Raw genomic sequence first — 25742 nt, 5'->3', positions numbered from 1 at the left:
CTATGGTTGCAGTCAGAGGTACACATTTAACGACCCCAGATAATTTTAATGTCGAACAGTGGCTGAATAGTTTATCCGTGAATCCTGATATTCATCAGGCACTCGCAAAAACCTATCAGTATGTTATGCACAAATTATCTGATTCCGCACATATCAGTGATATTCTTGCTGATGGTGTTGAAATGGTTGATATTTTGCATGGCTTAAATATGGATGAAAGTACCTTACATGCCGCTTTGCTTTTCCCTCTAGTGGAAGAAAAATATTTGGATCTTGACACTTTAACCGAAGACTTTGGTTCTCAAATTGGTAAATTGGTTAAAGGTGTTTTGGAAATGGATAATATCCGCCAGTTGAATGCGGGGCAAAGTGCAAATAGTCTGCAAGTTGATAATGTACGACGTATGTTATTAGCTATGGTTGATGATTTTCGTTGTGTCATCATAAAGTTAGCGGAACGTATTGCTTTTTTGCGGGCAGCTGATAGTCGGATCAGTGAAGAAGATAAAGTTTTAGCGGCAAAAGAGTGTGCCAATATTTATGCACCATTGGCAAATCGTTTAGGTATCGGACAGTTAAAATGGGAATTAGAAGATTATAGTTTTCGTTATTTATATCCAGATCAATACCGCTTAATTGCAAAATTGTTACATGAACGTCGTTTAGATCGGGAACATTATATTTTAGATTTTGTTACTGAATTAAAGGGTTATTTACAAGAGAATCTTGAACAGGTTGAAGTTTATGGTCGCCCTAAACATATTTATAGCATTTGGCGAAAAATGCAGAAAAAACATTTGGAGTTCAATGGCTTATATGATGTTAGAGCCGTGCGAGTCATCGTCAATAAATTACAAGATTGTTATGTAGCTTTAGGGATAGTCCATACTTATTTTAAGCATTTACCAAAAGAATTTGATGATTATATTGCTAACCCTAAACCAAATGGCTATCAATCTATCCATACGGTGGTATTGGGGCAAGGTGGAAAACCTGTTGAAGTTCAAATCCGCACTCAACAAATGCATGATAATGCTGAGTTGGGAGTGGCAGCACACTGGAAATATAAAGAAGGTAATAATACCACTCGTAGTGGATATGAAGAAAAAATTACTTGGTTACGGAAGTTATTAGCTTGGCAAGATGACTTGGCTGATTCGGGTGAAATGTTAGCTGAAATGCGAAGCCAAGTTTTTGATGATCGTGTTTATGTCTTTACCCCGAAAGGTGATGTAATTGATTTACCGACAGGCTCAACACCACTTGATTTTGCTTATTCGATTCATAGTGAAATAGGTCATCGCTGTATTGGTGCGAAAGTGGCAGGGCGAATTGTGCCTTTTACCTATCAGCTACAAATGGGAGATCAAATTGAGGTGATCACCCAAAAAAATCCTAATCCCAGTCGTGATTGGTTGAATCCAAATTTAGGTTTTGTGCATACCGCACGGACAAGAGCAAAAATTCATGCTTGGTTTAAGAAATTAGATCGTGATAAAAATATTCCTGCTGGAAAAGAGATGTTAGAAAATGAACTGGCTCGAATAGGACTTAGTTTAAAACAAGTTGAACAATATGCTTTGCCTCGTTATCAGTTACGTTATTTAAATGATCTCTATGCGGGTATTGGTGGTGGTGATATTCGTCTTAACCATTTGATTAATTTCTTACAAAGCAAATTGATTAAACCAGATATTCAAGCGGTAGATGAAGATATTTTGCGTCATATTACCGCAAGAAGTCAGCAAGTTGAGCGTCAACAAAAAGAACGTAAGAATAAAGGACAGGTGGTAGTCGAGGGAGTGGGTAATTTAATGCACCACATAGCACGTTGCTGCCAGCCTATTCCGGGAGATGATATCGTCGGCTATATTACTCAAGGACGTGGAATTTCAATTCATCGTTCTGATTGCGAACAGCTTGCAGAGTTACAAATTCATAGCCCTGAACGTGTCGTCGAGGCAATATGGGGAGAACATTATAGCAGTGGTTTTCATCTAGGCATTCAAATTATAGCTGGTGATCGTAACGGTTTGTTACGAGATATTACGACAGTTCTAGCAAATGAAAAGGTGAGTGTGCTAGGGATAAATAGTCGCACTGATACTAAACGCCAAATTGCGGTAATTGATATGCAAATCGAATTAAACAACGTCCAGATTTTAAGCAAACTTCTTTCACGTTTAGCTAAACTTGATGATGTGATTGAAGCAAAACGTTTAACTAGTTAATTTTATTGATTATTGAGAGAGAAGGTAAAGCAAAATATGCAGAAATATACGGGATTGACGCATTTTTTTAAGGCAGCAGGGTATTCAATCCAAGGGTTAAAGAGTGCGGTTAAGTATGAAGCCGCTTTTCGACAAGAGTTAGTTGCAGCGATTATTTTATTACCTTTAGCTTTTTGGTTAGGTAAAAGTAATATTGAAATTGCATTAATGGTGGGATCTGTATTGGCGGTATTAGTTGTGGAATTACTCAATAGTGGCTTAGAAGCAATAGTGGATCGAGTAGGCAAAGAGTATCACGAATTATCAGGGCGAGCCAAAGATCTTGGTTCTGCTGCCGTATTTGTTGCAGTGTTAAATTGTATTATTGTGTGGGCAATTATTTTATTGGGGTAGTTTAACGAAGATGAAAGGCAACACTGAAATAAATTTAGCCTCATATCATACATTTGGTATTGATGTTAAAGCACAACAAATTCAAGTTGTTACTACAATTGACCAATTGTATCAATACTGGCAACAAGCAAGGGCAATACAACAACCAGTTTTGCTGTTAGGTGGTGGGAGTAATGTTTTATTTGTCGAAGATTTTCAGGGAAGAATATTATTAAATCAGATCAAAGGAATTACCCAATGGCAAGATGAAGATAACCATTATTTTGAAGTCAAAGGTGGAGAGAATTGGCATCAATTTGTTGAAAATGTCGTAGCACAGGGGATAGGTGGTCTAGAAAATTTAGCATTAATACCGGGGTGTGTAGGTTCTGCACCAATTCAAAATATAGGGGCTTATGGTGTTGAATTTCAACAGGTCTGTCTAAATGTTAAAGTGTTAAATTTACAGAATGGGGAAATAGTTACCTTACAGCAAGATCAATGTCAGTTTGATTATCGTGATAGTATATTTAAACAGCAGTATAAAGAACATTATGCAGTAGTTGCAGTTACTTTTAAACTGACGAAACATTGGCAGCCAAATTTAAAATATGCACCACTTGATCAACTTGATCCTCACTCTGTTACACCACAACAAATTTTTGATCAGGTTTGTGCGATCCGTCAGACAAAATTACCTCATCCAAAACAATTAGGAAATGCAGGGAGTTTTTTCAAAAATCCTATTGTCCCATCACAGCATTTTGATAGGTTATTCGAGCAATATCCAAATATTCCATATTATCCACAACCTGATGGTAGCGTGAAGCTAGCTGCTGGGTGGCTTATCGATCAATGTGGGTTAAAAGGGTTTCAATTAGGTGGTGCGGCAGTTCATCAGCAACAAGCGTTAGTTTTGGTGAATTATAATAATGCGACTTCTACTGATATTGTTGAATTAGCTCATCATATTCGTCAAAAAGTGGCGTATCACTTTGATGTTTGGTTAGAGCCTGAAGTGAGATTTATTGGTGCAAATGGCGAAATTAATGCAGTAGAGAAAATTAGTTAATAATCTACCGCATTAAGATTAAGTCGAAGCTAGATGCCTACAATCACACAGTTGGCGAGATTTTTTACTTGAGCTTGTTTAGTTTCAGCTTGGCTTTTACTTTCATAGGGACCAGCAAAAACACGATACCAATTAGCACTGTTTTTTACCTTACTCACTAACCCATTGAATGCAAGTTGAGCTTGCAGGCTTTCTGCTTGTTCTTTGTTTTTAAATGCACCACATTGTAAAGTATAACGAACATTTTTTTGGGTATTTGTTTTCTTTTCTGTCTGAAATGCTTTACCACCATCTTGCATTAACTGTTGCAAGATCTTTTGTTGTTCTGGTCTAAGCTGACTATTTTTAGTTAGAGAGTGCGTATTATCAATAGGCACTTCTCTGGTTTCTAATTGTTTGATATAACTCCATTCAATTTCTGGACGACTCGGTAGCTCCACTTTTGAATGTTCGGGTTTAGCAGGGATTACTTCAGTTCTTTGAGAGGTAGTGGTATGGAATTTTCCCCATACAATAATACCTATAATAATAATGAAGAAAAAAAGAAACAAATAGCACCATAAATGATTAGAATTTGCTTTAGTATGGGATTTACGTCCCTTTTTTTTCTTTTTGGGAGCTGGTCGTCGGTTTACGTAATCCTTTTTTGCCACCTGAAAGCCGCCTAAATAAGAGTAAAATGTTGTTAAATAGTTACAATTTTACTTAAAAAAAGTGCTATTGCCTAGATATTTTGCGATTAGCTAAAGTCGTATGGATCAACATCTAGTGTTAAATGAACGTTGGTTGAAGTTAAAGTGGCAATTTCTAACTCAAGTACGGAAAGTAGTTTTTGTAAACTTGCTCGATGAGGGGTTTGAATAAGTAATTGCCAACGAAAGAACCCTGCTTTTTTGGCTTGCAAGGCGGGCATTGGTGGTAGGCATTGAATGCTTGAAAAAGTAGGATTTTGAGTGAATGCCATAATTTTTTGTGCAATTTGCTCTAAAACATTTTGTGCTTTATCACTTTGCTTGCTGCGAGCTTTAAATAATGCTTGATAACTTGCGGGTGGTAAGCCCATAGTTTGCCTTTGGTTGAGTGCTTGTTGTGCAAATGCACTATATCCATGGTTTAAAAGTAATTGTAATAAAGGGTGATCGGGATAGTAGGTTTGCAATACCACTTCCCCCGCTTTTTCAGAACGTCCCGTCCGTCCTGCAACTTGCGTATAGATTTGGGCAAGACGTTCTTCTGCACGAAAATCAAGAGAAAATAAAGCATTATCAATATTGATAATACCGACTAGGGTGACATTCGGAAAGTGATGCCCTTTGGCAAGTAATTGTGTACCAATCAAAATTTGACTATGTCCTTGATTAATTTGTTCTAGGTGTTTTTCTAGTTGTCCTTTTCTGGTGGTGGTATCTCGATCTAAACGAGAAATTTGATATTGTGGGAAATGTTGAATTAAACTTTTTTCTAATTGTTCTGTCCCAATACCACTTGTAATTAAATGCGTAGAACCACAATTTTTGCATTGATGAGGTAACTTAACTTGTGCAGAACAGTGATGACAATGTAAAGCAGAGCGGTGTTGGTGGTAGGTGTAGGGCTTATCACAATGTTGACATTCTGCAATCCAACCACATTCATGGCACATTAAAATAGGTGCGAATCCACGTCGATTTAGAAAGAGCATCACTTGGTTTCCTTGCGACAAATGTTGTTGCATAAGGTGGAGTAATTGCTCAGATAATCCGTGATAAACCCGTTGTCGTTTGAGATCGAGTAGCCGATAATTCGTTTTTTGTTGGCTTTCTGCTCGTTGTTTTAATTGGAGTAACTGATATTTACCTTGTTCAACATTATTGAGGCTTTCTAAACTGGGTGTTGCTGAACCTAAAATAATCGGAATTTGATGTTGTTGAGCCAACATCACTGCTAAATCTCTCGCATTATATCGCCAGCCTTCTTGTTGTTTAAAAGATTGATCATGCTCTTCATCCAGCACAATAAGACCTAAATGCTGAAAACGTGTGAAAAGCGCAGAGCGAGTACCAATCACAATCGCATTCTGCCCTAGACTACTACGCTGCCAGACAGCAAGGCGTTGGCTATCATTTAAATTAGAATGAAGAACATCAATAGGCAGATTAAAGCGTGCTTCAAAACGGCGGATAGTTTGTGGCGTGAGACTGATTTCTGGTACTAAAACTAACACCTGTTTTCCTTGTTTCACAACTTCTTCGATAACTTGGAGATAGACTTCAGTTTTACCAGAACCTGTGATTCCTTGTAGTAACCAAACTTTAAATGTTTGCTGAAAAACCATTAGATTCACTGCAAGGGCTTGTTCTTTATTTAAGGTTAATTTATTTTTCGTTTTAATGATCTGTTCTTTCTGGGTTTGCCACTGAGTTATCGGAGTAGAAATGTCATATTCTTCAATTAATTCTTTGGCTAATAGATTTTTTTTTATTGTTGAAGATAGTTTCAAGGTATTTGTGTATTGCTCGGTGGTGATAGAAAGGCGTTGTAAGGCTTCAAGTTGTTTTTTAGACCTTGCTAAACTGCCATCAGAGAGTGCTTGTTGACCTTTTTCTGTTAAACGATAGCCAGTTTCAGTTTGCATTTGGTTATCTTTACCTTGGCGTAATTTCTGTGGTAAAGCTTGAAAAAGAACATCTCCAAGTGGATGGTGGTAATAGTTTGCAGACCATTGTAATAATGCCCAAGTTTTTTGATCGAAAATAGGTTGTTGATCTAATACAGTTTTAATTGTTTTAAGTTGCTCAATCTGATATTCAGAGGTGGTAGCAAGCTCAACGATAATCCCTATTTTTTCATGCGGTCCAAATGGCACCATGACACGCATTCCAACTTGGAGCGAAGGAAAATCTTGAGGTGGTACAAGATAGTCAAAGGTGGTTTTCAAGGGAATTGCAAGTGCTACTCGGACAATATTCATAATAACTCATTTTTTATGTGGTAAATGAGACACAGTATAACAAAATTAAAGAAAAAATTTGGGGTATTAAGACGAAATTTAAACTAGAGTAAATGGTGAAAATCGCCAAGTATATTTGTGGCGTATTTTGATTTTTCCCCCTTAGTGTTGAAAATAGTTAAGCGTTAAAGTTCAGACAAACATCTTGAAAAATGGTGCTTTTTTATATATTATTCCAACCCTTTAAAGGTGCCGTATCCAGTCGGCAAATTCACAATAAAAAAATACATACGGTATCGGTAAAGTAGCTCCGATGGCGGTATGGCTTCCAAACAGAGGTTTTCTATGAAACAAGGTATTCATCCAGAGTACACAGAAATTACCGCAACTTGTTCTTGTGGTAATGTAATTAAAACACGTTCAACTATTGGCCGTGATATTTCTTTAGATGTATGTGGTAAATGCCACCCATTCTACACAGGTAAACAACGTGTTGTTGATACTGGTGGTCGTGTTGAACGTTTCAACAAACGTTTCAGTATCCCAAGTTCAAAATAATTTGTTGTTTGTTCTAATTGCTAGTTTATTATTTAGCTTAGAACAGAGATTAAACAACCAAGCTCAAATTGGGCTTGGTTTTTTTATTGAATTTTTATTATTTGAAATATCCTTTAATAAAATAGAAAAAACAAGCTATATTATTGAGTAGTTAAAATTTGTGATTATAAAGATATAATTATGAACCTTCCAAAAACACCTATTTTCATTTATCCTGAACGCCAACAATTATTTCATCATTCCACTTTTTTCAGTTTAGAAAATTTAAAATATTCTACTCGCAAATTTTTGCATAGAAAGGCGGTGCAAAAATTTGAAACGATGGTGAATCAACAAGAATTATGGAAAATGTTTTTTCGGCACAACCCATATGCTTGTTATACCGTTTTACACAGTTATGCAAGTAAACATTTCACCCCACAACAGCGAGTTGAAGCGCTAGAAACAGATTTAAGCAGTGCGTTAATCCATTTTGGTGAGACATCTTGCGAACAAGTATTTTGCCAGAATAAACCCTTAAAATTAGCACAATTAACCGATGACATTGCATTATATTTGCATAAAAATGATCTTTGTTTATTAGAAGCCTTATGGTCGGTAAGTTTACGTGATAAAGAAATGAATCGTTTATACAACTGTACGTTTGTTTTTCTTAGTCAATCAGAAATCTTACTTACCTCAGTGCAAGGAGGAGGGAGTAAAGAGGAAGTAAGGGATCTCACTAAACAATTACATGGTTTACGCCCTATGCAGTTGATGGTTAATATTATGCAACTTTTTGCTTCCCATTTAGGTTGTACAGCATTATATGGTATTCCACAAAATTTACAGGTTAAATTAAGACGTTTTAAACGTAATCACGTGTTGTTTAGCTACGATGATTTTTGGCAAGAATTTGCGGGTAAAAAACAACATAATCCAATACGTCCATTTTTTATCTTACCACTATCTGCAACTCGTAAAGCGTTTGATGAAATTAGTAGTAAAAAACGTGCAATGTACCGCCGCCGCTATCAAATGCTAGATCAAGCCTCTGCAGCAATTCTCACTTTTTTATCAAAATAAATTTTTCTAAAAAGAAAATTCTAAAAAGCAGTTTGAAATTGCTGCTTTTTAGAAATAATTTAATTTTTATGGTAGTAAGTTCGAAAACTATTCTTGGTAACAAATCTGAGAAAATTGTTCAAAGAATGTAGGGAAGGTTTTTGCAGTACATTTGGGATCTAAAATCGTAATGGCAGTATTTGAAAGTGCTATTAGAGCAAAACACATTGCAATACGATGGTCGTTATAGGTTTCGATTTTTGCGTGTTGGAATTGATCTAAGTTGAGGGGTTGGATCCGAATATAGTCTTCTCCTTCTTCAACCTCTGCACCTATTTTGCGTAATTCTGTTGCCATAGCGTGGAGTCTGTCGGTTTCTTTCACTCGCCAGTTATAGATATTACGAATGATGGTTTCGCCTTGAGCAAATAGTGCGGTTGTTGCTATTGTCATTGCAGCATCAGGGATATGGTTCATATCCATATCAATCCCATTGAGTTTAGCTTGTTCTACTTCAATGTAATCATCTGCCCAAGTAACCTTTGCACCCATTTTAGCTAATACCTCTGCAAATAATCGATCACCTTGTACGCTATTTTTACCGATACCATTTACTCGAATTTTTCCTTTAATTGCTGCAGCAGCAAGGAAATAAGAGGCTGATGAGGCATCGCCTTCAACCATAAAGTGTTGCGGTGAGCGATAATGTTGTTGACCTTTGATTTGGAAGGTTTGGTAGTTGTTATGGGTTACTTCAACGCCAAAGATCTTCATTATGTTAAGCGTAATATCAATATAAGGTTTAGAGACTAAATCACCGATAATTTCTATTTCTGTATCAGCGGTTGCCATTGGGGAAGCAAGTAAAAAGGCAGTGAGAAATTGTGAGGAAATAGAGCCGTCAATTTTTATTTTACCACCGTGTAAACCACTGTTACGGATCGCAAGAGGGGGATAGCCTTCTTGTTCTAAATAGTCAATTTCTGCACCAGCTTGACGTAAAGCATCGACTAAATGCCCGATTGGGCGTTCTTTCATTCTTGGTTCACCAGTTAGAACAATTTCTTGTGTGTTTTGATTTTCAGGATTGGATAAACAGAGTGCGGCAGTTAAGGGACGCATTGCGGTGCCAGCATTGCCAAGAAAGAGTGCTAATCCAGTTGGGGCTTGAAAGGCTTTACCTAAACCTTCAATCTCACAAACAGTATTATTTTCGGATAGGTGGTATTTAACTCCTAAACTTTTTAATGCAGTGAGCATATGCCGAATATCATCACTATCTAATAAGTTAGTAACTTTAGTTGTACCTTCAGCCAAAGCGGCTAAGAGTAAGGCACGGTTTGATAAGCTTTTTGAACCCGGTAAAGTGATATTACCAGCAACTTTGGTGACTGGGTTAAGTGTAATTTCCATCATAATCAACTCTGTTTTTATTTTTTCTGTGTAACTTTATATTATAGTCCGAGTATTTCAGTTAATGCTTGGATAAACTTTTGGTTTTCTTCCTTTAATCCAATACTGATACGTAGATGATTTGGCATTCCATAACCAGCAATAGGGCGAACAATCACACCTTTTTGCAATAGGGCTTGATAGATAGGGAGTGCCGGTTGTTTTAAATCTAAAGTAATAAAGTTTGCTTTTGATGGAATATAGTCAAGTCCGTATTGTTCAAAGAATTGGCAAAGTTGTGCTAATCCTTGACGGTTATTTTCTGCTGTTTTAGCTAAAAAATCTTGATCATTGATTACGGCTGTAGCAGCGGCTAATGCCAAACTGTTACAGTTAAAGGGTTGACGCACTCGGTTAAATAAATCGGCAATTTCACTGCTAGAAATAGCATAGCCAATACGCAGTCCTGCTAAGCCATAGGCTTTTGACATAGTGCGACAAATGACAAGATTTGGATATTTTTTTAGCAGTTCAAATGACGGGATTCTTTCTTCTGGTGGTGTAAATTCAGTATAAGCTTCATCAAGTACAACGATCACTTGAGGTGGAACTTTAGCGAGAAAGGTTTCAATTTCACTACAATTTAAGAAAGTGCCTGTTGGATTATTAGGGTTTGCAATATAAATCAGTTTAGTTTTATCCGTTAAATGTTGAGCAAAGGCAACAAGATCATGCCCCCAATTTTTTGCTGGTACAACAACAGGAGTAGCGTTAATAGCTTGGGTTACCAGTGGATAGACAATAAAAGCATATTCAGAATAGATAATTTCATCACCTTCACTGGCAAAAGTGTGGGCAATTAATTCTAATAAATCATTTGATCCATTTCCTAGGGTAATTTGGTCAGGTTTCACCACAAATTTTTCAGCAATTTTTTGTTTGAGGTAAAAGCCATTTGAATCAGGATAGCGTGTTAGATGATCGAGCTCTGCTAAAATGGCTTTTTTGGCACTCTCAGGAAAACCTAAAGGATTTTCATTTGAGGCTAATTTAACAATATTAGTAATGCCTAATTCTCGTTCTAATTCTTCGGTAGGTTTACCTGCTTGATAAGGAGAAAGTTGTTTTACTCCTGTATTGACAACATCAATAAATTTCATCTTTTACTCTTTTGTGTTTGCACTTAGTTGAGTTGATAATAAGTTTGTTTATTTTGTTTTATATTTTTGTTCAAAGTGATGCATAAAATCAATTAATGCTTTGACCCCTTCAAGTGGCATTGCATTATAAATTGATGCTCTCATTCCGCCGATAACTTTATGCCCTTTTAATGCTCGTAATCCAGCTTTATCTGCTTCTGCAACAAAAAGTGCGTTGAGTTCATCATTATTGGTGGTAAAGGTAACATTCATTAAAGAACGATATTGTGGTGCTACTGTATTATGATAAAAATCACTATCATCTATCGCTTGATATAATAATTGTGCTTTGGTTTGATTATGTTGTGCGACAGGTTCTAACCCACCATCAGCTAATAATTGTTCAAAAACTAAGGCACATAAATACCACGCAAAAGTAGGTGGTGTGTTAAACATAGAATCAAAATCTTTTAAGATTTGATAATTCCAGATTGAAGGGACAGCCATTTTTGCTTTACCGATCAAATCGTCACGAATGATGATTAAGGTAATTCCTGAAGGGCCTAAATTTTTTTGAGCACCAGCATAAATCATTCCAAAACGACTGATATCAATTTGACGAGAAAGGATATTAGAAGACATATCCGCCACTAATACAGCATCACCAACATCAGGTATGTCAAAAATTTCAATACCACTAATGGTTTCATTCGGACAGTAGTGAACATAATCATATTGTTCGCTGGCTGTGCTGAGGTCGGGAAGTTTAATCGTTGTTTGCCCATTTTGTTCTGTGAGGATATTGATTTCATCAATCTCCGCAAATAATCTTGCCTCTTTAGCGGCAGAATGAGACCAGTAACCACTAGTAAGATAGAGGGCTTTACCTTTATCGCCAAGTAGATTCATTGGAATGGCTGAAAATTGGCCTCTCGCACCGCCTTGGGTAAAAAGAATTTGGTAATTATCAGGGATAGCATAGAGTTTACGTAAATTTTCAATCGAGCGTTGTGCAAGATCCATAAAGTGTTTACTTCGATGGCTTACTTCCATAACCGATGTGCCTAGTTCTTCCCAATCCAAAAGTTCTGTTTGTGCTTGTTTTAATACTTTTGGCGGTAACATTGCTGGACCTGCACTAAAATTAAAAATATTTGACATAATTTGACCTTTTTACTGAGATTCATTCAAGTAGTTTTATCACTTCAGTTTTATTGACGCAATGAATTTTATGGTGTTTTCATCAATTATCTGAGAATTATTTTGATTAATCTCATTTTAGCGGTTAGCAAACTTTGACGAGCTAGAAAAAACAGGCTACTCTATCAACAGAATGTTTAATTTTATTTAAGAGAAAAAAGTATGGAAAATGTAAATAAACAGAGTTTCCAAGACGTTTTGGAATATGTTCGTATGTACCGCTTAAAAAATAAATTATTACGAGAAATTGCCGATAATGATCGTAAAATTCGTGATAATAAGAAACGTGTTTTATTATTAGATAATCTGAATCAATATATTACCGATGAAATGAGTGTTGCGGATATTCGAGCTATTATTGCGAATATGCGTGATGATTATGAAGCTCGGGTTGATGATTATATGATTCGTAATGCAGAAGCATCAAAACAGCGGAAAGAAATTAGTAAGGCGATGAAGTCTCAAACGCTTGCTCATGCAGAGAAGTTAAAAAAATAGTTGATTAATTTTGTGATAAAACCGTATATAAAGTGAACTTTATATACGGTTTTTTTTGTTAAAGTCCTATTGGCATTGAAAAATACCAACGGCAGCTTGCAGTTGTTCTGCATAAAAGATCAATGGGATACGGTATCTTTGCCAAGGTGGGATATTATATTCTTGCCAAATTTTTTTAATATCTTTATTTTTACTTTTGGGGGTTAAGCGGACTTTTCCGCTGTAATGAAAGCGTAGGTAAATACTTTCTTGTGCTTTAGGTCGGTCTAAAAGAAGGTGTTGTTGTTGCCAATGGATAGCTACTTTTTGTTGTTGTAACAAACAAGAGAGTTCGCCCAAATTATCAGGTAATTGTATTGTTTCCCCATAATTTAATTGGCAGGAAAAGGATCTTGTTTCAGCAAAGATTTCGGTTAAATACAATTTTTGTTGAAAGCGGCGAATCATTTTATCACCCAATCTAAATTGTGGCTTTGCGTCAAGGCGTGCTTGAATAACATTCTTGAGAATTTGTTCAAGTTGAGTTTGCGTTGGCATCATTTGTTGTTGTTTCGCTAGCCATAATCTCAATAATTGTTTTTGTTTAGCGATCGAATAGTGAGAAAAATTCGCTAATTTAAAGTTGAATTGGGTATCAAGATGCGAAGCAAGACAATCTGCCAATAATTCATTAATGAGTTGTTGCTGTTCTAGGCAATGTTCAGCCGAGCGTTGTACAGCTCGATCAAAGTTATGCCAACGTTGTCGAAGTAAAGGCAAGATTTGTTGGCGTAAAAAGTTACGATCAAAGTGAGGATTATGGTTACTTTCATCATAAATAAAGGGCAATTTTTTTTCGGTTAAATACTGTTCTAGTCTTTGTTTATCAAAAGCCAATAATGGGCGAAATAGAGGCAGATCAAATACCTTACTTAGGGTTGGTATTGCTGCTAATCCTTGAACACCACTTCCACGTTTTAAGGCAAGGAAGAAAGTTTCACTTTGATCATCTAAATGATGTGCCGTAACCACAATTTCATTGTTGTACCGTATTTGTGCAATCGCTTGGTAGCGGGCTATACGAGCATTTTCTTCCAAATTTTTGGACTGTTGTAGCTGTATTTTTTGACATAGAAAGTCAATGTTTAGCTGTTGACAAAGGGTAGCACAGTGTTGTGCCCAATCATCTGCATTAGGACTTAAACCGTGATGGATATGTATTGCCCTTACTTTTAGGCTTGGTAAGGTTTGTCGTAGTTGTGCAAAAAGAGCAAGTAGAGCGGTGGAATCTGCACCACCGCTAAATGCGATTAAAAAGGCTTTATCAGTTAAAGCATTTTGTTCGATTTGTTGTCGTAAATATGCAACGAGGTTTGACATAGCTCGGTTTGATCTCACAAGAGAATAATTGTTTTAAGTGCCTATGATTAGGCAATTTTTACAGCTTTAAATTGGCTCTGAGGATTAACAATTAAATTTCTTGCTTTGATAATTTGTAATTCGTATTTACCACTCTCACAGGTAACACTCATCACATCATTTACCGCATTGGCAGTATGCTCAAAAGCACTCAGATCATCTTTACCATTGAGTAAGTTGGCTAAAAAAACTGCACTGGTAAGATCACCGACTCCGACTGGATCTCGTCCAATAAATTGATGTAATGGACGGCTAATATGCCAAATACCTGCATTTGTAGCTAATAGCATCTCAAATTTGTCAGGATCTTTGCCAACTTTGCTTAAATGTTTCACTAATACTTTTTTAGGACCTTTGGATAAAATTACTTCTATTGCTTTTAATGCCTGTGCAAAATTTTCTACGGGTAATTGTGATAATTCACGTAATTCAACTAAATTTGGCGCAATAATATCGGCTTTTTCCATCGCTTGATCGACCAGAAATTCCGCCACCCCCGGTGCAACGATACAACCTTTGTCTGGGTGTCCCATTACAGGATCGCAAAAATAAATTGCTTGAGGATTAGCCGCTTTGACTTTTGCAACGGTATTGAGAATTTCTTGTCCTTGTTCTGCGGCACCAATATAACCTGATAATACAGCATCACATTCGTGTAAAGCGTTAATCTCTTCTATTCCTTGCGTAATTTCAGCGATTTGTTCTTTAGGAATAACCATTCCTTTCCATTTTTGGTATTGAGTATGGTTTGAAAACTGGACGGTATTTAATGCCCAAGCATCAACCCCGAGTAATTGCATTGGTAAGATTGCAGCTTTATTGCCAGCGTAACCATAAACAACGTGAGATTGGATTGAAAGAACGTTTTTCATCTTGTGTTTGCCTTTTATAGTCAAAATTAGCAGTAACCGTAATTCATTAAGCGTTGATAACGGCGATTGAGGAGTGTTTCTGTGTCTAAATTTTCTAGTGTATTTAGATCTATGAGTAAGCGTTGTTTTAAATTAGCCGACATTGCCTTAACATCTCGGTGTGCACCACCCAAAGGTTCATCAACAATATTATCAATTAATTCTAATTTTTTCAGACGATCGGCTGTTAATCCCATTACTTCTGCAGCAGTTGACGCTTTCTCTGCACTTTTCCATAAAATAGAGGCACAGCCTTCGGGCGAAATAACAGAGTAAGTACTATATTGTAACATATTGACTTTATCACCAACGCCAATGGCTAATGCACCACCTGAACCACCTTCTCCAATTACAGTACAGATAATTGGCACTTTTAACATTGACATCTCTCGCAAGTTACGTGCAATCGCTTCAGATTGTCCTCGTTCTTCAGCTCCCACACCGGGATAGGCACCGGGGGTATCAATAAAAGTAATAATTGGTAGTTTAAATCTTTCTGCCATTTGCATTAAGCGTAAGGCTTTCCGATATCCTTCAGGGGCAGGCATACCAAAGTTGCGTAATACTTTTTCTTTTACACTACGTCCTTTTTGATGCCCTATAACCATCACGGGTTTACCATCTAAACGGGCAAGACCACCAATAATCGCTTTATCATCAGCAAAGGCACGATCACCTGCTAATTCTTCAAACTCAGTGAAAATATGTTTGATATAGTCGAGTGTATAAGGTCGTAGTGAGTGGCGAGACATTTTTGAGACTTGCCAAGGTGTGAGATCAGCAAAGATTTTTTTAGTTAATTCTTCACTTTTCTGCCGTAAGCGTGCGATCTCTTCATCAAGATTAATTTTGGTATCGTCCCCAGATACAGTTTGTAGGGCTTCAATTTTTGCTTCAAGCTCTGCAATTGGAAGTTCAAAATCTAAATAGTCTTGAGTATTCATTAACTTCTTTTTTCCTTGTGATAGTTCAGTAAATGGCAGATATTTTGCATTAAAATGCCTTGTGGTTCTAGGCTTTTTTTCTTGAATTCTCTGTTTTAACCCAGTATTTATTGCAAGAATATCACCGATATATTGAGTACTACTCAAAAGAAAAGCCTACAAATGGTAGGCTTAATACAAGATATTTATACTTAAGGCAGTAATAAATTTGGGACAAAAGTGATAATTTCAGGAAAGAGGGTAATTAAAACCAATGTCATAAAGATTGGAATTAAGAAAGGTAATATCCCTTTTGTTACCGTGCTTACTGACATATTTCCAACTCGAGCAACAACAAATAATGCCATTCCCATTGGCGGAGTGAGAATCCCTATCATCATATTTAAAGTAGTCATCACACCAAAGAAAATTAAATCAATATTGAAATGAATTGCAATTGGAATTAAGACTGGTAAAACCAAAAATTGTAGTGCTAAAGCATCGATAAACATACCTAAAAACAGTAGCAGCAGGTTGATCATAACCAGCACCATTAATGGTGAGTTAGCAAAGGTAATAAAGAAATCTGCAATGCGAATTGCCACTTGTTCTCGAGCGATCATATCGCCAAAAAAAGTAACGGTCATTACCATTAATACAGTTACACCAGTGATTGCTACGGCTTCAATACAGCTTTTAAATAAGCCTTTTACATCAAGCTCCTTATAGACAAACATACCAATAATAATGGAATAGAGTGCAGCAATTGCTGCTGCTTCTGTTGGGGTAAATAGTCCAGAAAAAATACCACCGATGATTAATAGCGGAGTAAGGATTGCCCAAATTGCATTTTTAAATGCAGTACAGCGTTGTTGTAAGGTTGCTTTAGGGGAACGAGGGTAACCCCGTTTTTTGGATATATACCAATTCATTGTCATTAATGCAGCAGTAATTAAGACTCCCGGAACAAAACCAGCAACAAAGAGTTTAGCAATAGATTGATTGGCAATAACGCCATAAATAATCATAGCAATACTTGGCGGGACTAAAGGACCGATAATACAAGAAGCTGCAGTAATTCCACCACAAATTTCATCATCATAACCCGCATCTCGCATAGCTTTAATTTCAAGCTGACCTAAACCACCAGCATCAGCTAAGGCTGAACCTGACATTCCAGAAAAAATTAAACTAGCACCAATGTTAACTTGCCCCATTCCTCCACGATAATGGCCGAGCATCGCTTTTGCAAAATCAAAAATTCGGGTGGTGATACCACCAGTATTCATCAAGATACCAGTGAGAATAAAGAAAGGTACGCTTAGGAGTGAAAAGCTATTGAGGCTTGCGACCAATTTTTCAGACGCTGGATTGACGATATTCCAACGAGTCATAGAAAAGTAAAGAATGGTTGCAATGAATAATGACCACCCCACAGGAGTACCAATAAACATAATCACGAGCCAAGCGACCAGAGAAATATAGACAGCATTTTGACCAAATTTGACATAATTAGTGATTCTAAGAGTTTTATACCAATCAGGTTCAATCAATAAGATGGCTAACAATATAACGCTAGCAATGATGAAAAATGTTGCGGGAAGGTAGCTAATTTGATTTTGATAATTATGATGTTGTGCTTGGAAAAAACGGATTAGCATTAACCCAGCAATCAGAGGAAGTGACGCATAAAGCCATTTTTCTGAGATCCCAAGCGAAACTAACTGAAAGGTTGCCTTATTAAAAAGGCGAATACCAAAGTGAATAAAAAGAATTAATGAAATAAAAATTAAAATTTGTACACAGCTAAAGGCAATTTTTTTTACCTTTGGCGACATTAAATTAGTGATAAAATCAATATAGACGTGTTGTTGTTGACGAATAGCTATGCTGATACCAAGCATTCCAACATAGACAAACAGTAATCTGGCTAATTCTTCACTCCAAATTAATGGGGAGTTAAAAAGTTGACGTGCGACAATTTGTGTAATAAGAATGGCAAAAGTAACCAAAAATAATGTACCACCTAGCCATTCTTCTAGTTGATTAAATCTTTTCATAAAAATCTCGAGATAGATAAAAAAACCTTAACCTTTTAAGCCAAGGTTAAGGTTAAAACATTATTGATTGATCGCTTGAATTTCTTGGATTGCTTTTTCTCCAGTGGTGCCATTTTTCTTGATATATTCTTGATAGAATGGTTTCATTGCGGTTTTAAATGCCGTTAAATCAGGTTTGGTAATGGTAACGCCTTTCTTGGTAAACTCTGCAATAAGATTTTTTTCACCATCTTCAAATAATTTCGTATGATACTTAGCCGCATCAACCGCTGCCTGTTTTACCACCTCTTGTAAATCTTTTGGTAACTCATTCATTGTATCGTTACTAACTAAATAAAGTTGATCGTTGAGAATATGATTAGTTAAGGCGAGATATTTTTGTACTTCATAGAATTTTTGTGCTTGAATGGTAGGCAGTGGATTTTCTTGTCCATCAACGGCATTTGTTTGTAATGCGAGATAAACTTCAGAGAATGCCATTGGTGTTGGTGAAGCCCCAACATATTTCGCAAAAGCTAAGTTTGAGGCTGCATTAGGTACACGTAATTTTAAACCTTTCATATCGTCAATATTGTTAATTGGACGGTTGGAAGTGGTTTGACGTGTTCCATTATATGCATCAGCAAGCACGGTAATGTTTAATTGATTATAGATTTTATCTAATAATTGTTGCCCAAATTTCGTTTCGAATAAGGCTTTTTTAGCTGCATCGAAGTTAGTGATTAAATAAGGTAAAGCAAATGCTTCAGCTTCAGGGAAGAAAAGTTGGAAACGAGCAGATTCAGCAAAGGTAAAATCTAATGCACCATCACTTAGTTGTTTGATCATTGAACGATCATCGCCTAATTGTGCGCTAGGATAAAGGGTAATATCAATTTTTCCGTGGGATTTTTGTTTGACTTCGTTAGCAAAATATTCTGCTGCTTTGTATTCGTTTGAGGTTGAACCTGCAACCATACCAAATTTTAAGTCATATTCAGCAGAATAAGCTACGCAAGATAGACCTAAGCATAGCGTTGCAAGTAGTAATTTTTTAAATTTCATACTTTTCTCCCATAATGTTGTGATTATGCCATTAGATAAAGAAAAAGAGGTTTTACTTAAATCCATTTTAAAGTAAAACTATCTTTTTTTGATTATAAATGAAGTATTTTTTCATTGCTGAGAGATTGATCACAAAATAGAAATTTTGTTGCTTAGAATAATCGTAATTTATCTAAAATTATCGGCTTATTTTTATTTTAGGAGAATGAATAAATGAAGTTTTAAAAGAGTATCGCCTAAGAGGTTATTTTATTAAAAAAAGTACAGTGATCTAGTCACTGTACTTTTTATACTTTTGAGAGGTAATTACATTTTTTCTACGGTTCTAATTCCAAGTAGATCCAACCCTTGTTTTAAGGTTTTAGCAGTGAGTGCCGCCAGTTTCAGACGACTTTGTTTTACGGCTAGATTATCATTATTAAGAATTGGACAGCTTTCATAGAACGATGAGAAAATACCTGCTAATTCATAGAGATAACTACACAAGATATGTGGTGTCCCATCTTTTGCAACACTATTTACTGCTTCTTCAAATTGTAAGAGTTTAAGGGCTAAGGTACGCTCTTTTTCGTCTGTTAGGCAAATATCGCCTTCTAGTTGTGTAGGATCAATCCCACTACGAGAGAAAATCGAATGAATTCGAGTATAAGCATACTGCATATAAGGTGCGGTATTGCCTTCAAAGGTCAGCATATTATCCCAATCAAAGACATAATCGGTGGTACGGTTTTTTGATAGATCCGCATATTTAACCGCACCAATTGCGACGGCTTCCGCAACATCTGTAAGTTCTTGCTCGGTTAAATCGGTAGCCTTTTCACTAATTAAGGTGGTAGCACGTTTTACCGCTTCATCTAAAAGATCGGAGAGTTTAACTGTTCCGCCAGAACGTGTTTTGAAAGGTTTGTTATCTTTCCCTAACATCATACCGAAGTTGAAATGCTCAAGACTCATCTCTTGAGGTATATAACCTGCTTTGCGGACAATCGTCCACGCTTGTTGTAAGTGTTGGCTTTGACGAGTATCAATAAAATATAAAGCACGATCGGCATTTAAGGTTTCATAACGGTATTTTGCACAGGCAATATCGGTGGTGGTATAAAGATAGCCGCCATCTTTTTTCTGTACAATGACTCCCATTGGTTCACCATCTTTATTTTTAAATTCATCAAGGAAGACTACCACTGCACCTTGATCTTCAACGGCTAAGCCTTTTGCTTTTAAATCAGCAACAATTTCAGGCAACATTGGGTTATATAAACTTTCGCCCATAACGTCTTTTTCGCTTAAGGTAACGTTTAGACGATCATAGTTCCGTTGATTTTGCTGCATTGTAATATCAACCAATTTCCGCCACATTTGACGGCAATATTCATCACCACTTTGGAGTTTTACCACATAACCACGTGCTTTTTCGGCAAAGGCAGGATCTTCATCATAATGTTTTTTGGCTTCACGATAGAAACTTTCTAGATCAGCTAATTCCATTGCTGAGGCATTTTCATTTTGCATTTTTTCTAAGTAAGCAATTAACATACCAAATTGCGTTCCCCAATCTCCAACGTGATTGGCTCGAATCACTTTATGCCCTAAGAATTCTAAAACCCGAACAACCGCATCGCCAATGATGGTAGAACGTAAATGCCCGACGTGCATTTCTTTGGCAACATTAGGAGCCGAATAATCTGCCACGATTGTTTGAGGGGGAACTTGGGTTAAGCCTAATTTCTCATCTGTTAATGCGAGGTTAGTTTGTTGGGCAAGCCAGCTTGGTTTTAGGAAAATATTGATAAATCCCGGTCCTGCAATTTCAACTTTCTCAATTAAATCTGCTAAATCTAATTTTTCGACTACTTTTTGTGCGAGTTCACGTGGTGGAAGACCTAATTTTTTTGCTGCTGCCATAATACCATTGGCTTGATAATCGCCAAATTGTACTTTTCCAGATTGACGTACTAAGGCTTCACAATCGGTATTTGCACCAGCAGCGAGCATTGCCGCTTTAATTTTTTCAGATAAAATAGCTTGAATATTCACAAAATATCCTTTGATTATTATTTCAATATATTAGTAGCATAAAATTCTACTGTTTCTTCTTAATTTGCTTATAATACAAGGGATCTTGTGTTGAGAAAAGCTAAAAGCCAAGATAAAGTATAAGATTAAAAAATAAATATTAGGATTAATGGGTATAACTCATCAAGATAAGTATGAAGTTCTCTTTATGATAACCAGTGACAACTTTCCAGTAAGTATTGCTACTTTATTACAACAATTAGAACAGAAAAAACGTGCTTTTATTCATTTGGCGGAAGCGATTGGATTAGATCTCAAGCAAGTTCAAATTGATCACCTAGCATTACGCACTAATCATCAATCTCAAGCAGATAAATGGCGAGCAGTATTTTGTCAAAACGCAAAAATATTAAGCCAGAATCAAGTCAATGGCAGACCTATTTATCTTTTTAAACTTGATCAAGCCATCGATTTTTGTCAACAATTAATTGATATTGTTGAATTACCTTATCCGAATGATAAAACCTACCCTGAGGAAGGCTGGGAACATTTTGAAGTTGTTTTGCCTTTTTTACCTGATGAAACGATTTTTGAATGGCAACAACGAATTGATACTTTATTTCAGTTAACCGAAAAAGAATACCTCTGTTTTAAAGTTAGCCAGCCTAAGGTGAAGGGAGAACAATTACCTAACCCATCAATAGCGATACGTTTTAACCCTTTAACGATTGAAAAAAGTAAATTTAAGCAAGGAGCGGATCTTAATTTATGTATTAAAATCCATCCTTATAGTATAGAACAAGTCGTTCAAGCAGAATGACTATGCATCACAACAATTAACCAAAAGGATAGATTATGACTATGATCGTTCGTCTTTCTACTCAAGCTGCACCACAACAGTGGGGAAAAGCAGCCATATTAAGTTTTTCTGCTGATGAGGCGATTATTCATCTTCAGCAAGCAAATGATTATCAACGAGTACAGCAGGCAGCTCGTAAATTACGTGGTCAAGGGATAGATGATGTTGAACTTGTCGGTGATTGGGACTTAGAACAATGTTGGGCGTTTTATCAAGGTTTTTATTCGGCTAAGAATACCTATGCGATTGAATTTCCGCATTTAGAAGGTGATGATGAAGCTGAACTTTACGAGCGAATGCGTTGTGGCGATTTTGTCCGTGAAATAATTAATTTACCTTCAGATGTGATTACACCGTTAGCTTTAGCACAACGTGCCGCAGCATTTATTAGCGAACAAGCTGAAACTTATGCTGAAAAAAATGCAGTTACTTTTAACATTATTACTGGGGAAGAATTAGCACAGTTAGGTTATCAAGGGATCTGGACGGTAGGAAAAGGTTCAGAAAATCCGCCTGCAATGTTGCAACTTGATTTTAATCCAAGTGGTGATCCTGATGCACCAGTCAGAGCTTGCCTTGTTGGGAAAGGCATTACCTTTGATACAGGTGGATATAGCTTGAAACCAAGTGAGTATATGGACAGTATGCGTAGTGATATGGGTGGTGCAGCGTTAGTTACTGGTGCATTAGGGTTTGCCATTGCACGAGGTTTACAACATCGTGTTAAATTATATCTGTGTTGTGCTGAGAATATGGTCAGCCATAACGCCTTTAAATTAGGGGATATTATTACTTATCGTAACGGTGTTACAGTTGAAGTGTTGAATACAGATGCCGAAGGGCGATTAGTGCTGGCTGATGGCTTGATCGAGGCGTCAAAACAAAACCCACAATTTATTGTGGATTGTGCAACTTTAACAGGTGCAGCAAAAGCAGCTGTCGGGAATGATTACCACTCAATTCTCTCTATGGACGATCATCTTGTTAATGCACTGTTGAATGCAGCGAAAGAAGAAAATGAAGCGTTCTGGCGTTTACCTTTTGAAGCCTTTCATCGTGATCAAATTAAATCTTCATTTGCAGATATTTCAAATACAGCAAGTATTTCCACACCAGCAGGAGCAAGCACAGCAACCGCATTTTTATCTTATTTTGTGGAAAATTATCAGCAAAATTGGTTACATATTGATTGTTCTGCAACATTCCGTAAAACAGGAAATGCGTTATGGGCAGTTGGTGCAACGGGTATAGGGGTGAAAACATTAGCAAATTTATTATTCACCGCTTAATTTATCCTAATGAAGAAAAGGGATTACCACATTCTGAGTGAATATTGAGAGCAAAGTAATGGCATTAGAACGAACTTTATCGATTTTAAAACCTGATATTGTCCAACGACAGTTAATCGGTACGATTTTAGCACGTTTTGAAACGGCAAAATTCCGTATTGTTGGTTTAAAAATGGTACATTTAACCCAAGAACAAGCGGAAGGCTTTTATGCTGAGCATCAAGATAAGCCATTTTTTCCCCAATTAGTCGAGTTTATGACATCTAGCCCAGTCGTGGTGGTTGTATTAGAACGAGAAAATGCGATTTTAGCTTATCGAGAACTGATAGGAAAAACCGATCCTACTGAAGCGGCAGTCGGCACTATTCGGCATGATTATGCCCTCAATGGACGTCAAAATAGTGTTCACGGTTCGGATAGCCAAGCATCAGCAGAACGTGAAATCGCCTATTTTTTTAGTCAGAATGAGTTGTTTTAATGAAAAAAGCTGGAATATTTCCAGCTTTTTCTTTTTAACAATGTTTTACTGCGGCGGCGATATGTTGTGCACTTTTTTCTGCTAAGGCGTGATCTTGGCATTCAACCATCACTCTGATTAGTGGTTCTGTGCCTGATTTGCGTAATAAAATTCGTCCTTTACCTTGTAACCATTGCTCTGCTTCAGCGGTAGCACGTTTTACTGCTTCGCTTTCTAAATTATTAGCAGTTGTTCCCTGTTCAAGACGGACATTAATTAACACTTGTGGAAAGAGTTGGACGGCACTCGCTAAATCGTTTAAGCACATATTATGCCGTACCATTGCCGCTAGCACTTGTAATGAGGCAATGATACCATCACCAGTGGTATTTTTATCGGTGATAATATGCCCTGAATTTTCCCCCCCTAGTTTCCAGCCTTTTTCTTGCATTAACTCTAATACATAGCGATCCCCTACTTTGGCTCGCACAAATGGAATACCTAACATTTTTAAAGCAAGTTCTAGGCTCATATTACTCATTTGTGTTCCAACCACACCACCAGAAAGTTTGCCTGAACGGAGATCTTCTCGTGCAATAATAAATAGAATCTGATCACCATCGATCTTATTACCTAAATGGTCAACCATAATGATCCGATCACCATCTCCATCGTAAGCCAAACCGACATCTGCTTTGTTTTGGATAACGGCATTTTGTAATGCAGTGATATCAGTTGCACCACAATGATCATTGATATTCATACCATTAGGCTTAGTCGCAATTTCAATTACCTCTGCACCGAGTTCTCGTAAGACGTTTGGAGCGATATGATAAGTTGCACCATTGGCACAATCGACAACAATTTTATATCCTTCAAGGCTCATTTCTGTTGGAAAGGTACTTTTACAAAATTCGATATAACGTCCTGCTGCATCGTTGATACGGCTTGCTTTTCCTAATTGGGCGGATTCAACACAGGTCATAGGTTGTTCTAACATTGCTTCAATTGCTAACTCAATTTCATCAGGTAATTTTGTGCCTTGAGAGGAAAAGAATTTAATGCCGTTATCATCAAATGGGTTGTGTGAGGCTGAAATAACAATTCCTGCTTCGGCACGAAAAGTGCGTGTAAGATAAGCAATAGCAGGGGTAGGCATTGGGCCAACAAAAGCGGCAGAAAGTCCAGCAGCAGCTAAGCCTGCTTCTAAAGCGGATTCCAACATATAGCCAGAGATTCGAGTATCTTTACCAATTAAAACTTTGCCTGTTCCTTGTCCGGCTAATACTTTGCCTGCAGCCCAACCTAATTTTAGGGCAAAATCTGGTGTGATAGGATAAGCCCCGACTTTGCCACGAACCCCATCAGTACCAAAATATTTGCGTTCTGTTGTCATAAGAAAAAATCCTTCTCTGTTTAATACATTTTTAACTATTTTGAATTTGCCAATATATTTATTTTAATGATGTTTTATGCGTATCTTACTAAATTTCCACTTTAATAGGGAAAGTTACTTTGATCGGCAAGTGTCATCGCTTCAAAGATTTTGATTGCTTCGACTGTTTCTGCAACATCGTGAACACGTAAGATTTTTGCACCATTAACTGCGGCTAATAATGCACCACCGACACTACCAATCAAGCGTTGTTCAACGGTTTTATTTAATACTGCACCTAGCATAGATTTTCTAGATAAGCCGATGAGGACAGGAAAACCTAAGGCGGCAAAACGTTGACAATGTTTTAAGAGTTGGTAGTTATGTTGTACCGTTTTACCAAAGCCTAAGCCCGGATCAAGAATAATGTTGTCTGGCTTGATGCCTGCGGCAATACATTGTGTAGCTCGTGTTATTAGCCAAGTTTCTACTTCCGTTACCACGTCTTGATACTGTGGATTATGCTGCATTGTTTGTGGTGTTCCCTGCATATGCATTAAACATACAGGAACATTTAATCTAGCGGCTGTCTCTAACGCATTAGGTTGTTGTAATGCTCGAATATCATTAATCATATCCGCACCTAAAGCAATTGCTTGTTGCATAACTTCAGCTTTTGAGGTGTCTATTGAAATAAGACAATCAAAGCGTTGTGTTATGGCTTCAATAATAGGGAGAACACGATCTAACTCTTGTTGTAGTGAAATAACATTTGCTTGTGGACGAGTGGATTCTCCTCCAACATCAATAATATCTGCCCCTGCATTTAACATTTCTTCAACGTGAAAAAGAGCAGAATCTAAATTGAAGAATTTTCCATTATCCGAGAAAGAATCAGGCGTAACATTTAAAATACCCATAATTTGTGGGCGAGAGATCTCTGATTGGATTGGTTGAGTGTTATGCATAAATACC

22 protein-coding genes are annotated in these 25742 nt (G+C 36.9%); 9 read left to right on the top strand and 13 right to left on the bottom strand.

Annotation, left to right across the window (positions count from 1 at the left end; genetic code table 11):
• Positions 1-2: 2 nt before the first annotated feature.
• Genes relA through murB form a run of 3 tightly spaced genes read left to right on the top strand, consistent with a single transcriptional unit; the run spans position 3 to position 3675 of the window.
• Positions 3-2231, top strand: a complete 2229-nt coding sequence (relA, locus tag CEP47_RS07085) for a GTP diphosphokinase (RefSeq protein WP_261920285.1) — start codon at positions 3-5, stop codon at positions 2229-2231.
• A 36-nt stretch (positions 2232-2267) separates the two neighbouring features.
• On the top strand, positions 2268-2624 hold the full coding sequence (locus tag CEP47_RS07080; protein WP_261920286.1) for a diacylglycerol kinase: 357 nt from the start codon (positions 2268-2270) through the stop codon (positions 2622-2624).
• Positions 2625-2634: 10 nt separating this feature from the next.
• Positions 2635-3675, top strand: coding sequence for a UDP-N-acetylmuramate dehydrogenase (murB, locus tag CEP47_RS07075; protein WP_265482643.1), 1041 nt, complete (start codon positions 2635-2637; stop codon positions 3673-3675).
• A 29-nt stretch (positions 3676-3704) separates the two neighbouring features.
• Here murB and CEP47_RS07070 read toward each other — a convergent pair whose 3' ends face one another.
• Both CEP47_RS07070 and priA read right to left on the bottom strand, forming a co-directional pair.
• Positions 3705-4226, bottom strand: coding sequence for an SPOR domain-containing protein (locus tag CEP47_RS07070; RefSeq protein WP_265482642.1), 522 nt, complete (start codon positions 4224-4226; stop codon positions 3705-3707).
• Between the two features lie 188 nt (positions 4227-4414).
• Positions 4415-6625 carry a primosomal protein N' gene (gene priA / locus CEP47_RS07065; protein ID WP_265482641.1) on the bottom strand — a complete coding sequence of 737 codons (2211 nt, stop codon included), beginning with the start codon at positions 6623-6625 and terminating at the stop codon, positions 4415-4417.
• 324 nt (positions 6626-6949) lie between these two features.
• On the opposite strand from priA, the gene rpmE reads away from it, so the two are divergent.
• Both rpmE and CEP47_RS07055 read left to right on the top strand, forming a co-directional pair.
• Complete coding sequence (gene rpmE / locus CEP47_RS07060; RefSeq protein ID WP_261920290.1) at positions 6950-7162, top strand: 50S ribosomal protein L31; 213 nt, start codon at positions 6950-6952, stop codon at positions 7160-7162.
• Positions 7163-7342: 180 nt separating this feature from the next.
• Complete coding sequence (locus CEP47_RS07055; protein WP_265482640.1) at positions 7343-8227, top strand: VirK/YbjX family protein; 885 nt, start codon at positions 7343-7345, stop codon at positions 8225-8227.
• Positions 8228-8314: 87 nt separating this feature from the next.
• Here the strand turns inward: CEP47_RS07055 and aroA are convergent, their stop codons facing one another.
• The 3 genes from aroA to serC are packed head-to-tail and all read right to left on the bottom strand — an operon-like array spanning position 8315 to position 11898.
• Positions 8315-9622, bottom strand: a complete 1308-nt coding sequence (gene aroA / locus CEP47_RS07050) for a 3-phosphoshikimate 1-carboxyvinyltransferase (RefSeq protein WP_265482639.1) — start codon at positions 9620-9622, stop codon at positions 8315-8317.
• 38 nt (positions 9623-9660) lie between these two features.
• Positions 9661-10758 carry a histidinol-phosphate transaminase gene (gene hisC, locus CEP47_RS07045; protein ID WP_265482638.1) on the bottom strand — a complete coding sequence of 366 codons (1098 nt, stop codon included), beginning with the start codon at positions 10756-10758 and terminating at the stop codon, positions 9661-9663.
• Positions 10759-10806: 48 nt separating this feature from the next.
• On the bottom strand, positions 10807-11898 hold the full coding sequence (serC, locus tag CEP47_RS07040; RefSeq protein ID WP_265482637.1) for a 3-phosphoserine/phosphohydroxythreonine transaminase: 1092 nt from the start codon (positions 11896-11898) through the stop codon (positions 10807-10809).
• Between the two features lie 201 nt (positions 11899-12099).
• On the opposite strand from serC, the gene CEP47_RS07035 reads away from it, so the two are divergent.
• Positions 12100-12435 carry a DUF496 family protein gene (locus CEP47_RS07035; RefSeq protein ID WP_261920295.1) on the top strand — a complete coding sequence of 112 codons (336 nt, stop codon included), beginning with the start codon at positions 12100-12102 and terminating at the stop codon, positions 12433-12435.
• Positions 12436-12501: 66 nt separating this feature from the next.
• Here CEP47_RS07035 and tilS read toward each other — a convergent pair whose 3' ends face one another.
• The 6 genes from tilS to argS form a co-directional block, all read right to left on the bottom strand.
• On the bottom strand, positions 12502-13794 hold the full coding sequence (gene tilS, locus CEP47_RS07030) for a tRNA lysidine(34) synthetase TilS (protein ID WP_265482636.1): 1293 nt from the start codon (positions 13792-13794) through the stop codon (positions 12502-12504).
• Positions 13795-13841: 47 nt separating this feature from the next.
• Positions 13842-14705, bottom strand: a complete 864-nt coding sequence (gene pdxY / locus CEP47_RS07025; RefSeq protein ID WP_261920296.1) for a pyridoxal kinase PdxY — start codon at positions 14703-14705, stop codon at positions 13842-13844.
• 26 nt (positions 14706-14731) lie between these two features.
• Positions 14732-15688 (bottom strand): acetyl-CoA carboxylase carboxyl transferase subunit alpha, encoded by a 957-nt coding sequence (gene accA / locus CEP47_RS07020; RefSeq protein WP_261920962.1) that lies wholly within the window; start codon positions 15686-15688, stop codon positions 14732-14734.
• Positions 15689-15879: 191 nt separating this feature from the next.
• On the bottom strand, positions 15880-17727 hold the full coding sequence (locus CEP47_RS07015; protein WP_265482635.1) for a TRAP transporter large permease: 1848 nt from the start codon (positions 17725-17727) through the stop codon (positions 15880-15882).
• A gap of 60 nt (positions 17728-17787) precedes the next feature.
• Complete coding sequence (locus tag CEP47_RS07010) at positions 17788-18771, bottom strand: sialic acid TRAP transporter substrate-binding protein SiaP (RefSeq protein WP_265482634.1); 984 nt, start codon at positions 18769-18771, stop codon at positions 17788-17790.
• Between the two features lie 306 nt (positions 18772-19077).
• A complete protein-coding gene (gene argS, locus CEP47_RS07005) occupies positions 19078-20808 on the bottom strand; it encodes an arginine--tRNA ligase (protein WP_265482633.1) in 1731 nt (576 codons plus the stop codon).
• Positions 20809-20995: 187 nt separating this feature from the next.
• On the opposite strand from argS, the gene CEP47_RS07000 reads away from it, so the two are divergent.
• Genes CEP47_RS07000 through ndk form a run of 3 tightly spaced genes read left to right on the top strand, consistent with a single transcriptional unit; the run spans position 20996 to position 23413 of the window.
• A complete protein-coding gene (locus CEP47_RS07000; protein ID WP_265482632.1) occupies positions 20996-21607 on the top strand; it encodes a VOC family protein in 612 nt (203 codons plus the stop codon).
• A 41-nt stretch (positions 21608-21648) separates the two neighbouring features.
• Entirely contained in the window at positions 21649-22935 is a 1287-nt protein-coding gene (gene pepB, locus CEP47_RS06995; protein ID WP_265475101.1) for an aminopeptidase PepB, read from the top strand.
• A gap of 58 nt (positions 22936-22993) precedes the next feature.
• Positions 22994-23413, top strand: a complete 420-nt coding sequence (gene ndk, locus CEP47_RS06990; RefSeq protein ID WP_261920301.1) for a nucleoside-diphosphate kinase — start codon at positions 22994-22996, stop codon at positions 23411-23413.
• A 34-nt stretch (positions 23414-23447) separates the two neighbouring features.
• Here ndk and glmM read toward each other — a convergent pair whose 3' ends face one another.
• Positions 23448-24788 carry a phosphoglucosamine mutase gene (glmM, locus tag CEP47_RS06985; protein WP_265482631.1) on the bottom strand — a complete coding sequence of 447 codons (1341 nt, stop codon included), beginning with the start codon at positions 24786-24788 and terminating at the stop codon, positions 23448-23450.
• 101 nt (positions 24789-24889) lie between these two features.
• Positions 24890-25735, bottom strand: a complete 846-nt coding sequence (folP, locus tag CEP47_RS06980) for a dihydropteroate synthase (RefSeq protein ID WP_265482630.1) — start codon at positions 25733-25735, stop codon at positions 24890-24892.
• Between the last annotated feature and the right edge of the window lie 7 nt (positions 25736-25742).

Source organism: Mergibacter septicus, assembly GCF_003265225.1.
GTDB lineage: Bacteria > Pseudomonadota > Gammaproteobacteria > Enterobacterales > Pasteurellaceae > Mergibacter > Mergibacter septicus.
The sequence above is the reverse complement of the archived record's forward strand: the minus strand, read 5'-3'. Positions and strand labels throughout refer to the sequence as shown.